The organism is Mesorhizobium sp. WSM4809 (genome assembly GCF_055811655.1).
Map to the genome: position 1 here is coordinate 561,015 of NZ_JBVVQW010000004.1, position 13,285 is coordinate 574,299.

Sequence of the window (13,285 nt, forward strand, 5' to 3'; positions counted from 1 at the left end):
TCGAGTTGATAAATAGGCCACTGGTCGCGTGGCGCTCCTGGCGCTGTTGGGTTTCTCGCGGATAGGACGAGCTTGACGTTGCGAGGTCTGGGGCGGGTCCGTTTGACACTCCCGTCCAGATCCGCTCGACCTCCGAGGTGCCGATCTCCTTCCCAGACTTCGTATCGGCCGCCCGCCTTGTGACCGCAGCAAGGGAAAGAATCTGCCGGACATCGACCTCAGTGGTTTAGAGACGGCGGCTCGGCAGCGACCTCTGCGTAAACCCAGGGCGCCTTTGAAAAATTTGCCGATAAATGTGCGTCCGGATTTTGGCGGTGATCTTCACGATGAGCTACAATTTCTAGCGACGGCCGCGCTAGGGGCGAGCCTCCAGCACCATGTTGAACGGCGTCTCCGCGGCGCGACGGAATCGCTTGAAGCCGCCGGCGGTCACCACCTTGCGCAACCTCGCCTCGCCGGCCTGGGCACCAAGCCCAAGTCCGACTTCCTGCGACAGCGAAGCGGGCGTGCACACGAATGTGGAAGCGGCATAATAGACGCGTCCGACGGGATTGAGGTTCGCCGCCAGATGGTCATGCGCCAACGGCTCGACGATCATCCAGGTGCCATCCGGCTTGAGCGACCCGCGGACATGGGCGGCGGCGCCCTCTGGATCGCCCATGTCGTGAAGGCAATCAAAGAAAGCGACGAGGTCATACGTGCCGGGATAGGTCTTGGCGGCCGCGACCTCGAAGCGCGTGTTGGCGCCAACGCCGGCTTCGTCGGCGGCCTTTCGGGCACGCTCGATCGAAGCGGAGTGATAATCGAAGCCGACGAAGCGCGAATTGGGGAAAGCACGCGCCATGAGCACGGTCGATGCGCCGTGACCGCATCCGACATCCGCGACCTCCACGCCGCGTTCGAGCTTCTCGACTACGCCCTCCAGAGCCGGCAGCCAGGAGCCGATCAGATTGCCATTGTAGCCTGGACGGAAGAACCGCTCCGTACCGCGAAACAGACACGCGCTATGATCGTGCCACGCCACGCCCTTGCCGGACTGGAATGCCTGCCTCACCTTTTCTTCATCGAGCCACAGCGCGGACAGGAACTCGAACGCGCCAGCCATGAAGGCCGGGCTATCTTCATCGGCGAACACCAGTCCCTGCTCGGCGTTGAGATAGAACTCGTCGCTCGCTTCATCGTAGTCGACGTAGCCCGCCGCCGCCTGCCCGGAAAGCCATTCCCTTACAAGGCGTTCCTGGGTGCAGGTGCGTGTCGAAAGTTCGGCGGCCGTCGTCTTGCCGCCTTCACGCAATGCCTTGAACAGGCCGAGTCTGTCGCCCAGCAAGACCCCCGCGCCCGTAGCGATCGCACCGAGATCGCCGACCATTTTCCTCAAGAATGCGTCCAACTTTTCCTGACTGGCTTCAGACATCGGAAATCTCCTCGTGGGCGCGATGTTGCCGACCTTGCACCACACGGGCGACGACCGGCGCAGGTGATCGGGGATGACGACCACCTCCATGCCGTCGTCGAGCAGGAAATCCGTCACTTTTCCTCGTCCGTAACGGGCGGAGCCGGAGCGGTCGAAGGGCAAGCGCGGTCGCAGCAGGTATTCTGGGAAACCCGTCAGACATCGATGGCCTCCGGTTTTGGTGGTAGGCGATAAGCAAGTTCGCGGCGAAGTGTTTGTTCCGCGGCTGTATGCTTCGGTGAGGTGACCATGCGTCTTCTTGTTGGTCGGTCGTGCTTGCGGATGACGTGCATGTACTGTGCCAAATGAGAAAACGATTTAAACGCAACCCAGTAGATCTGACTCTGTATCCGACACTGTCGGAAATTGTACACCGCCGAACGCGAAGCGCTCGGGGCTTGTGACGATACTTGCTCGTGCTGCTTCGGAGGAGGATATGATGCGCCTCGAACCGGCCGCGAGGCCTTCCTGCCATTTAAGGCGCCAGATCAATTGAACGCCCATACCAGTGAGCCGCCCCGTCGCTTAGTCCAACACGTTTTTAGCTTAGCGTCGCGGTCCACCTCACCGCGCTGACGCCATTCACCTTCTGCGCGACCCCAAGCTAAACACGCTGTGCGATGATTAGGATACCGAATACACCTGGTCCCGGCCGGTCTTGCTGCCCGCGAAACTTGAGGCGTTCGTCGATCGGATAGAGGCTTCGATTCAGGAGACCTGCGGCAGCTATTCCGGAATGGCCGCCGCCCTGCAGTTCCGCCGCGCCCGCGCCAGGTTCTAGTGATCGACGCCGGGCTGCGGCGGACGCTTTTTGCCAGTCTTTGCCTGCTTTCCTGCCCCAGGACGACGTCGATCCGGCCAAAATCGCGAAGGGTCGCCTGAGCAGCTTTCGCGCTGCGAGACGCTCGCCTGGTACGACGGAACGGCCGAACGGGTGAGGGGAGCCGCGACTCTTTCGGCTTCCGACTCGCCGACGGGCCCTCGGCGGAGGGCCGTTGTAATGGACGCCCATGTTTGCCCGCTGCAAAGGCTGCAGAGAACTCTGCCCTGGAGCAGGCGGATCCTTCGCGGACTGTCCCGGCGCGGCGCTGCATTCCATAAGCTTGTTCGTTGGTGGCGACACGCTCCTGGTTGGCCTTGAAGTGCTCCCAGTCGATATAACCCGGATGCAGGTCGGCATGACTAACCGCCACTCGGCCATATTATTCACCTTGATCTGCGAGACGCCGCCGCCCGGCCGGGGCCGACCAAGCGTTCGACCGTAGAAGAAGGCGCCGGCATATCTCGGTTATGCAGGACCTGGAGGATGCGGCCGTGCTGTGGCGGTGCCCAGATGCGTTCGCTGCGGTTCCTGCGCAGTCGTCGCGAGAACAGGAGGCCGTTGTCGAGGGTCACCTGCCGCTGAACGTGACAGGCCAGGATGAAGCGGCGCAGGTTCGCGCCCCAGGCCGCCAACAATCCCCGCCTGCAGCGGCGCCACGAGCCTCTCGCCGCTTGGTGTCACCCAGCACCCCCAGCGATAGCGCATCACCCCGGCCGACAGAACCAGATCGCGCACCAGGATCGTCTTGTATCCCTTGAAGCGTGAGCCCGCAGGAGCGCTCTCCGCAACCGTAACCTCGTGGCTCACGCGACCGCCGTCGCGCTTTGCGCCGCGACGGCGTCGCTTCCCCTTGCCAGATGCCGGCTGCGTTGCCCATTCCGACGGCTTGGTCGGCTTGTCCGGAGGGCGATCTTGGGGTCTGGATCTCGGCGCGCAGCACCTGGTTCTCGATCTCAAGGCTCTCGACCCGGCCTTGAAGACCGCGCACTAAGCCGATCAGCGCAGCAAACGGCCCGCGGAGCTGAGCAAGCGACAGGCCTTCAAGCGAATCAGTCGGTGGTAGCGTCCGCAAATAGTGAATCACGAACGCGCTCGCCGCAAACCCCCTCCGCCCGGAAAATCTGATCCGGTTACGGCTCTCGACGTGACCCAGAGAGCTGGGAGAAGCCTCTGCGAGACTACAAGTGTAACACCATATTGGTGTAGCAAATCAAGCTTCGGTGGTAACCTCATGGGGTAGAGAAACGACTCTGGAAGCCGAGCAATGGATCGCGATAGCAAACTGACACGTGCAGCTGGAAGTTCATCCCGCGACGGGAGGAGGGCCGAGGAACGCCGTAACCACCTTGACCTTCCAGACGGGCCACTGAACCAATGTTGCAGAACGGTTGGTAATCGCTAACCCGCGCGATACAGCACGTGATCTTGGGAGCTTCAAATCCGCCGAGAGGCAAACGCGACGTGCAGTTCAGGACGTTGCACTTCTTTGTGCTCGATGAATTCAAGCACTTGGGTAAGCTGGAGGCGATCGAGACCGCAATTACGACCATCGCGGACTACAAGGGTCGCTTCATGCTCATCATCCAAAGCCTCTCGGCACTGACGGGGGCCTATGGCGAGGCTGGCAAGCAGAATTTTCTCAGCAATACCGGCCTGCAAGTGTTCATGGCCACGGCCGATGACGAGACTCCAACCTACATTTCCAAAGCCATCGGTGAATACACGTTCGAAGCCAAATCGATTTCCTACAGCCAAGCGCGAACGTTCGATTGGAACATTCAGAATTCGCATCAAGGTGCACCGCTGCTGCGTCCCGAACAGATTCGGCTGCTCGATGACGACTACGAGATTGTTCTCATCAAAGGCCTGCCACCATTGCAACTAAGAAAGGTGCGATATTTTTCGGACCGCATCCTTAAACGAATCTTCGAAAGCCAGACAGGCGCCCTCCCGGAGCCGGCACCCTTGATGCAAGCAGACGAGGGGCTCTCGGCAGAATCTCAACCCAATGAGCAGTTGCGTGGATTGGCGCAGGACTATGATACGGTTTGATGTGAGGCCAGTATGAACCCGCGAAATAGTAACCCATCCCGGGTAGCAGCTTTGTCGCAGGTGCAGGACGCCGGCTTGGAAGAGGGGCAATCGGACCAGGCACGGCAAGTGGGCGATGAGCAGCACCTTGCCGAGGCCCGGAGGCTGTTCCATCAAGCTGACGAGTCGCCAACCAATCCAGAAGAGGTTCTGCGACTGGAACAATTGAGCGAACGGCTTGAGCGACGGCAGGATGATCAAGCCGCCTCGTTTCTTCTCAGCGAGCCAGGGATGCCCGCTGGACCGGGTGACCACAACAGCATCGTGGCCGACGCGTTCGCAGCGGCCAGCTCTGGGCACGCCGGAGTTGAGGCCGCCGCCCCGCCAGTGTTAGCTGCCAGCCAACAGCAGATCCGGCCCTCGCCGGATGCGCTTGACCAGGGCAACCAGCTGCCACCCGAGCGGCTGATCATCAACAATGAACAGTCCACAGCGCTGGTATGGCGAGCGGAGAGCCAGAGGGGCCTGAATACGCCGCAAGCCGCCGCCATTCAGCAGCCGCTGAGCGAAATCGGCAATTCAGGCGGCCGCGTGCCGATGCAGCCCCCCATGCAGCAGTTGGGTGAATTGCCATTGCAAGGGCTATCCGTTCAAGGGACAGGGTCCGAACACATCGGAAGGCTGCATCCTGAGGCCGCGCCCTCCGCAAGGTCTGAAAAGCCCCCCGTTGCGATCGAGGACTCCATAAACGTTTCATTCGCCGTCCCCAAAGGCCTCTCCCATGGGACTCAACCCGTCCCAGACGCGATGCTCTCTTCCTTGGACCGCCATGGCCCCTTGCCGGATGCGGGCCAGGCCCGGCAAGCGGGCTTTGAGCAGCACGTGGCCGAGCCGCGCCGAGCCGATCCTGTCGCGAGTGGCGCCCGTGCTACCGGCTATCCCCATCTGTCCGACGAACACCGGGACGTTATTGATAAGGCGATCGCCCACGCTGCGGTTCAGAAAAAATATAGCGAGAGCACGGTCCGAAATTACACGTCTGCACTTCGCCGATTGGCGAATGATCTCGGCGCTCGTGGCCAAGGGACCGATCTAAAAAATCACCAATCCCTGGTCGATCACGTCGATGGTTTCTTGCCGAAAGACGGTGATATAAAGACGGCGTTGAACGTCCTGCGTGCGTATCATGAGCCGCCAGCGCCGGTGCCCTCAAAGGCAGACGCGCATATCATAGAACAAGTGACCAGTGACAGCAGCTTGGCCCCAAGCAGCCGTGCCGAGTATGTTCGTACTCTTCGCAGATTTTCTGAGGCGCTTGAGAGTCAGAGCCTGACGATCTCTGGGCTGGATCATGATTCGCGGATCGACTTCGCCAAGAGGTTGTTTCCAGACAGCCGCAATCTCATGTTTGCGTTGCAACGGGTTCGCGATGCGGAGTCCGCCTCACCTGGCGCCCGTGCTACCGCCTATCCCCATCTGTCCGACGAACACCGGGACGTTATTGATAAGGCGATCGCCCACGCTGCGGCTCAGCAAAAATATAGCGAGAGCACGCTCCGAAGATACTCGTATTCACTTCGCCAGTTGGCGAATGATCTCGGCGCTCGTGGCCAAGCGTCTGATCTAAAAAATCACCAATCCTTGGTCGATCACGTCGATGCTTTCCTTCCGAAAAATAATGATATAAAGACGGCGTTGAACGTCCTCCGTGCGTTTCATGAGCCGGGCTATTCAGCGACTGGCCGGCGGCCCGACGCGCATATCTTAGAACAAGTGACCAGTGACAGCAGGTTGGCCTCGAGCAGCCGTGTTGTCTATGGTCGTAGTCTCCGCAGATTTTCTAAGGCGCTTGAGAGTCGGGGCCAGACGATCTCTGGGCTGGATCACGATTCGCGGATCAAATTCGCCGAGACGTTGTTTCCAGGCAACCGCAATCTCCTCTCCGCGCTGCAACGGGTTCGCGATGCGGAGCCCGTGTCAGACGGGGGTCTCGAGACGGCCCGGAGGCTGTTCGATCAAGCTGACGAGTCGCCAACCAATCCAAAGGAGCTTCTGCGACTGGAACATGGGTTCCGCGAAGTGCTTCAGCAACGGCAGGATGATCAAGCCGCCTCGTCTTTTTTCAGCGACCCAGGGATGCCCGCTGGACCGGGTGACCACAACAGCATCGTGGCCGACGCTTTCGCAGCAGCCGCCTCTGGGCACGCCGGAGTTCAGGCCGCCGCCCCGCCAGCGTTAGCTGCCAGCCAACAGCAGATCCGGCCCTCGCCGGATGCGCTTGACCAGGGCAACCACCTGCCGCCCGAGCGGGTGATCATCAACAATGAACATTCCACAGCGCTGTTGCGGTCAGCGGAGAGGCAGACGGTCCCGAATACGCCGCAAGCCGCCGCCATTCAGCAGCCGCTGAGCGAAATCGGCAATTCGGGCGGTCGCGTGCCGATGCAGCCCCCCATGCAGCAGTTGGGTGAATTGCCATTGGAAGGGGTGCCGGTTCAAGGCACAGGGTCCGAACACATCGGAAGGCTGCATGCGCAGGCCGCGCCCTCCGCAAGGTCTAAGAAGCCCCCCGCTGCGATCGAGGACTCCATAAACGTTTCATTCGCCGTCCCCAACGGCTTCTCCCATGGGACTCAACGCGTCCCAGACGCGATGCTCTCTTCCTTGGACCGCCATGACCCCTTGCCGGATGCGGGCCAGGCCCGGCAAGCGGGCTTTGAGCAGCACGTGGCCGAGCCGCGCCGAGCCGATCCCGCTCCTGTCGCGAGTGGCGCCCGTGCTACCGGCTATCCCCATCTGTCCGGCGAACACCAGGACGTTATTGATAAGGCGATCGCCCACGCTGCGGCTCAGCAACACCATAGCGAGAGCACGCTCCGAATGTACAAGTATGCACTTCGCCGATTGGTGAATGATCTCGGCGCTCGCGGCCAAGCGTCTGATCTAAAAAATCACCAATCCCTGGTCGATCACGTCGATGCTGTCTTTCCGAAAAACGATTATTTGAAGAAGGCTTTGAACGTCCTGCGTGCGTATCATGAGCCGGACTATTCAGCGACTGCCCGGCCGGCAGTGCCCTCAAAGGCAGACGCGCATGTCTTGGAACAAGTGGCCAGTGACAGCAGCTTGGCCTCAAGCACCCGTGGTGTCTATGGTCGTAGTCTCCGCAGATTTTCTGAGGCGCTTGAGAGTCGGGGCCAGACGATCTCTGGGCTGGATCACGATTCGCGGATCAAATTCGCCGAGAGGTTGTTTCCAGGCAACCGCAAGCTCCTCTCCGCGCTGCAACGGGTTCGCGATGCGGAGCCCGTGTCAGACGGGGGTCTCGAGACGGCCCGGAGGCTGTTCGATCAAGCTGACGAGTCGCCAACCAATCCAAAGGAGCTTCTGCGACTGGAACATGGGTTCCGCGAAGTGCTTCAGCAACGGCAGGATGATCAAGCCGCCTCGTCTTTTTTCAGCGACCCAGGGATGCCCGCTGGACCGGGTGACCTCAACAGCATCGTGGCGGACGCTTTGGCACCGGCCGGCTCTGGGCACGCCGGAGTTCAGGCCGCCGCCCCGCCGGCGTTAGCTGCCAGCCAACAGCAGATCCGGCCCTCGCCGGATGCGCTTGACCAGGGCAACCACCTGCCACCCGAGCGGGTGATCATCAACAATGAACATTCCACAGCGCTGTTGCGGTCAGCGGAGAGGCAGAGGGTCCCGAATACGCCGCAAGCCGCCGCCATTCAGCAGCCGCTGAGCGAAATCGGCAATTCGGGCGGTCGCGTGCCGATGCAGCCCCCCATGCAGCAGTTGGGTGAATTGCCATTGGAAGGGGTGCCGGTTCAAGGCACAGGGTCCGAACACATCGGAAGGCTGCATGCGCAGGCCGCGCCCTCCGCAAGGTCTGAGGCACCCCTCGCTGCCATCGAGAACTCCATAGACGTCTCATTCGCCGTCCCCAAAGGCTTCTCCCATGGGACTCAACGCGTGCCAGACGCAATGCTCTCTTCCTTGGACCACCATGGCCTCTTGCCGGATGCGGAAAACCCGAAATGGAACTATGAGATCAAAGGTCACGGCCACACCGCCGAGAGGCCGGAAGGGCGCAACGACTTTTGGCTCGTCCATCGCGGTCGGATGAGGGAAGCTGCAGCGGCAGCACTACCGGCAAGGGTTCCAGAACCCGCCTCGCCAGCGACCGCCAGGCTGTCAGACACCTATCGCGATGTTCCGTTGGTCGATCTGACCACCTCCTCCGATGCTCCGATCGGAGCTTTTCCGTCAGGCTCGTCCAACCTTCCCGCGGGCGCGGTGCTCGGCGACGACTTGCTGGGCGACGTCCATATTCACAGGGATTACCGGTTGCTGGAGCAGAGCCTGCAGGCCGCCCACCCAGCGCTCGCCGCCCGAACGCGGTTGGTGGATTCCTTGGTCTCCCAGCAACTGCGCCGTCACGACCGGGACCCGCAACCTACATTGCTGTCCATCTATCATCAAAACGACGTCGCAGCCGACTTCGTGTTCCTGCCAGTGAACAGTGGCAATCCCATGGCTATGGTGGAGAATGATGGACGCAACGAGCATTGGTCGTTGCTGCTCGTTGATCGCCGCGACCCGGAAAGAGCGGTCGCCTATCACTACGACTCCATCCATCAGCGCGATCGACGGGGATCCAATGACGCACCTGCACGAGAGCTCGCAACAAGACTGGACGCGACCACCTTTGTGACACCCGCCATGGCCCGGCAGAACAACGGTGTTGATTGCGGCGTCTTTGTGGTGGACGGCACGCGCGAGCTGGTTCTTCGATTGGCGAACGAAGAGCGGCCAGTCCCGCAGCTGCCGCTGCACCTCGACTATCTCTTCGCCGACCGGCAGGCGCTGCAAAACCGACTGAGGGAGGGCCGCTTGCCGCACGAGCTTGCCGCAATCCCCGCGGATGCTTTTGCAGCAGCCGGGTCGCAGGTGCAACACGCCGTCTTGCAAGAGCAGCAAGCCCGACAAATCGCGCCAGCGCCGTTTGAACGGCACTTGGGCAAGACGCGCGAGGCCCAGGACGAGCTGACGAGTACACTTGACAGGAGCAACCTCGTGAACAGCGGGGGCGTCATCATCAACAATGAAGATTCAACAGCGCTGTTGCGGCCAGCGAAGAGGCAGAGGACTGACAATCCGCAAAGCGCCATGGGGCGGCAGCCGAGCGAAGCAACCACGACGTCCATCAGCCAAGCCTCCGATCAAGCCCGAGCGGAGCTGATGGCCTCCTTCAGAAGCAGAGAGCGCTCCGACGCGGGACGTTGAGCTCCATGGCTGGGGCCAAGCAGAACAGCTCTTTTCACGACAGATGCGCTGATGCGCTCTCCGGGCCGTAGCTCTCGCCGTAATTGATCAGGCTGGCATTGTTGGAAGGCGATGTAGGCCTGGAACTCTATAGCGCGACGATCAGGATGAGATGCCGTATTGCCTCACGTAACGATGTTCCTCGAGATTCCAGCGTTGCCTCATCCATTTTGCTCCCGGCCTCCTTAGCGAGCGCCACGGCGCCTCAGTGTGGCCCCGCGATCTGCAGGATCGGCGGCTCCTTGTTCAAGGGGCCAAACAGCAACGCGTCCGCCTGTTCGCTGCGCCAGACTTTTAGCCGGCGCTGAAGCGTTCGAAGCATTTTGTCCGGGTAATCGCCGGGATACTCGGCCTGCAGTCGTGACAGAAGTTCGCTGCCGGTTTCGCCATGGTTCGGCTTCGAACCAATTTCGTGAGTCCGCAGTCGCCTTGACGAGAGGGTCAGGACGCCGCCGCCCCCTTTTGGCTTTCACAATCGGGCGACCCGTCGGCCGGATAGCTCCGTCCTTCCAAGCAGTCCGCAAACTCGCCAAGAAAAGGTCGATTGGCTGAGCTGTTCCGTCAGGGCGCATGGCGGGCGGAGTATCGGCAAGCGCAGCGAGTCGCTCCTGCACGGCACGGATATCGCGGAATAGCAGGACAGGATCGAGCCCGGCGTAGATTTCCTGCAGACGGAGCGGACTGCATCTGAGGTGCGAGCGTCTGCAACCGGACGCTGATGCGGCGTAGCTGGCGGACTGAACCGCTTTTCTGCTCTTCGCGGATGACCTCGCAGCCGGCGGCCTTGAGCGCGGCGATCTGCGCGGCGAGGTTCTGTTCGGTGGTGGAGGTGCGGGCGTATCCGATGCGGGTCATGCAAACTGTTCATTTTGGGTGTGTCGGCGCGATGCTCTGTTCATTGACGAAGATTGAGCCCACAATATACAAGCTTTTCCGGTTGCGACGTGTTCAGGGCAGGTGTTCAGGCCGGGTATACCCAAATTAGAACACGCCCATCGGTTCCGGTGGTCAGTCACGCAGTCGTCGTGGTTTCAGCTTTCTGGTAACCTCCGCCAGCCACGCGACTGCACCGGGCGTGGCCTGCCATGCCTGGCCGTTTTCGTCGACGTAGTCAGCTGCCTCATCCTCGCCCCCCAAGTGATATAGCCGTCGATGGAAGCAACCAAAGGCTGCTTGCCGGAAAGGACGCCAGGCGTCGTGCCCACGAATATCACCATCCTGCCACTGCCGCCGAAATCACCGGAGCTCAACCCGGTCGAAAACCTCTGGCTCGTCATGCGCGAAAACTGGCTGTCGAACCGCATCTTCAAATCCTATGACGATATCGTCGCCCATTGCTGCGATGCTTGGCGCAAGCTCGAAAACCAGCCTTGGCGCATCATGTCCATCGGCCGAAGAGAACGGACAAATGGGCTCTGATCAGTGAGGAAGCGTATTATATTACATATGAAACGTAATAATAATTCAATGAGTGAGATTTAGTGATAGAAAGAAATAGGTAATATGGATAGTTAGCAAGCGCTAATCGAAGATATCGCGCACGAGTATTTGGAACACGCTCGGTGCCAGGAGCGAAACTTCCCAATATGAGAGGAACGCGATGTATTTCGGCTGAACTATTCTCAGCCGAATAAATATGCGTCAATCGTCGATTAGCCAGATGCGTTTGCAGTGATTATTATTACCAAGTACTAGAGATGACAATCTCCATTCTAATACAAACCGTAATTGCGCCTCCTGTGCGCAGCAATTGTTATGCTGTGGCCAACGTTCCAATTTAACGGGGGAGGCATTCTGAGGGCGGTTACACTAGATATCAAGAAATATAGCTATCACCGGAGAGCGGTATGCTGAACAATACTATCGCAAGAAATTCATTGCCAAGTATCGATCTTCTGTATGATTATGGACCGTTCTTGCGATTGAGCGAATCTGAAGGTGGTATTGGGAGCTTTGCTCAAAACAGCCGGCGCCCGCGGGTTGGCATTGTGGGCGCCGGCATCAGTGGCTTGGTTGCGGCGACTGAACTTTTGCGTGCCGGAATAACGGACATCGTGCTATTTGAGGCGCGGGATCGTATGGGTGGGCGGGCTTGGTCACAAATCTTCGACCCGCGCGAACCGCATCTCATTGCCGAGATGGGCGCTATGCGCTTTCCTTCCAGCGCAACCTGCCTGTTCCATTATCTGGACAAATTGAGGATAGATACCGCAGCTTCCTTCCCCGATCCGGGCATCGTGGATACCGAGGTGCACTATCGAGGTGCGCGTCATTTATGGCAGGCCGGCGAGTCTCCGCCGCCACTGTTCAGACGCGTTCATCAAGGATGGCAGGCTTTGATAAGCGACGGCTACGTGCACGAAGGGATTCAACTGCCCGCACCGGCAAAGATCACAACTTTGCTTCGGTCGCATCGCTTTGATCAAGCTCGTGACGCATGGCAGGCCTGGCTAGATTCGTTTCGTGACATCTCCTTCTATTCGGCCCTCGTCACCATCTTTACCGGACCGCAGCCACCAGGGCGCGTACCTTGGAAAAGGCCGGAAGATTTTGAGCTTTTCGGATCGCTGGGGATTGGATCTGGAGGCTTTTTACCTGTGTACCAAGCCGCGTTTACTGAGATACTGCGTCTAGTAATTAACGGGTACGAGGACGATCAGCGCCTGATTATGGGAGGGATCTCCCTGTTGGTGAAACGGTTGGCTGAACAGGAGCTTAACGGTGTGAGTTTGCGGCAGCGGGTCCGCTACGGTCATGTAAGCCGTATTTACAAACAGGGCGGTCAGATTCTCGTGACATGCGCAGGAGGGCAGGTCGTGCCTTTTGACCGCGTCATCGTCACTACCAGCAATCGAGCTATGGAGCTGGCCCATCGTCTCACGGCGGATGGAACCTTTCTTACTAACGAAGTTTTGCGAGCGGTCAGAGAAACTCACCTTACCGGCTCTTCCAAGCTGTTTATGCTGACGGAAAGCAAGTTCTGGTTAAAAAAAGGCTCGCCGACAACCATCTTGTCAGATGGCCTTGCCAGAGGGGTTTACTGCCTAGACTATCAGCCAGATGATCCGGATGATAAGGGCGTGGTGCTGTTAAGTTATACATGGGAAGATGATGCTAACAAAATGCTTTCCATTCTGGACAAAAAGGAACGGTGCCAGCGTCTGGTCGATGATCTGGCCACCATTTCCCCTGATTTCGCCCGTCATCTAGTCCCGGCTAACGGTGACTATGAACGTCATGTCCTGCAGCACGATTGGCTGATGGATCCATATTCGGTAGGTGCCTTCAAGCTCAATTATCCTGGTGAAGACATCTATTCAGAACGGTTATTTTTCCAATTCGCTACCGCAAAAAGACCGGAAGAAGACACGGGCTTGTATCTCGCAGGATGTGGATGCTCCTTTACCGGCGGGTGGGTCGAGGGCGCGGTACAAACGGGCTTGAATGCCGCATGTGCTGTTATCCGCAGCAGTGGCGGCCAGCTCTTGAGCGGTAACCCTATTGATTCGATGAATCCCGCTTATCGATATTGAGAACCGGTAAATTTAGCGTTCTTTAGAGAAGGCTTCTTAAATGTTTGCAACGTCCACACTCGAGGAGATTTGCAATCAAATACTGGCCGGGAAAACTTCGGCGTTGGATATCAGGGA

4 protein-coding genes and 4 pseudogenes are annotated in these 13,285 nt (G+C 59.3%); 5 read left to right on the forward strand and 3 right to left on the reverse strand.

Annotated elements, in window-relative coordinates; genetic code table 11:
• Positions 1 to 355: 355 nt before the first annotated feature.
• Positions 356 to 1,414 (reverse strand): class I SAM-dependent methyltransferase, encoded by a 1,059-nt coding sequence (locus AC0L24_RS13800; protein WP_473563850.1) that lies wholly within the window; start codon positions 1,412 to 1,414, stop codon positions 356 to 358.
• Between the two features lie 2,347 nt (positions 1,415 to 3,761).
• Here AC0L24_RS13800 and AC0L24_RS13805 point away from each other — a divergent pair.
• Positions 3,762 to 4,328: pseudogene (locus tag AC0L24_RS13805) on the forward strand (type IV secretory system conjugative DNA transfer family protein); the annotation flags it as partial.
• A gap of 51 nt (positions 4,329 to 4,379) precedes the next feature.
• Positions 4,380 to 9,596 carry a Ulp1 family isopeptidase gene (locus tag AC0L24_RS13810; RefSeq protein WP_473563836.1) on the forward strand — a complete coding sequence of 1,739 codons (5,217 nt, stop codon included), beginning with the start codon at positions 4,380 to 4,382 and terminating at the stop codon, positions 9,594 to 9,596.
• 244 nt (positions 9,597 to 9,840) lie between these two features.
• Here AC0L24_RS13810 and AC0L24_RS13815 read toward each other — a convergent pair.
• Positions 9,841 to 10,392 (reverse strand): annotated as a pseudogene (locus AC0L24_RS13815) (ISNCY family transposase); the annotation flags it as partial.
• 20 nt (positions 10,393 to 10,412) lie between these two features.
• A pseudogene (locus tag AC0L24_RS13820) lies at positions 10,413 to 10,490 on the reverse strand (recombinase family protein); the annotation flags it as partial.
• 342 nt (positions 10,491 to 10,832) lie between these two features.
• On the opposite strand from AC0L24_RS13820, the pseudogene AC0L24_RS13825 reads away from it, so the two are divergent.
• The 3 genes and pseudogenes from AC0L24_RS13825 to AC0L24_RS13835 form a co-directional block, all read left to right on the forward strand.
• Positions 10,833 to 11,054 (forward strand): annotated as a pseudogene (locus tag AC0L24_RS13825) (transposase); the annotation flags it as partial.
• Between the two features lie 105 nt (positions 11,055 to 11,159).
• Complete coding sequence (locus tag AC0L24_RS13830; RefSeq protein WP_473563851.1) at positions 11,160 to 11,225, forward strand: isopentenyl transferase family protein; 66 nt, start codon at positions 11,160 to 11,162, stop codon at positions 11,223 to 11,225.
• 257 nt (positions 11,226 to 11,482) lie between these two features.
• Complete coding sequence (locus AC0L24_RS13835; RefSeq protein ID WP_473563837.1) at positions 11,483 to 13,168, forward strand: NAD(P)/FAD-dependent oxidoreductase; 1,686 nt, start codon at positions 11,483 to 11,485, stop codon at positions 13,166 to 13,168.
• The last annotated feature ends 117 nt before the right edge of the window (positions 13,169 to 13,285 follow it).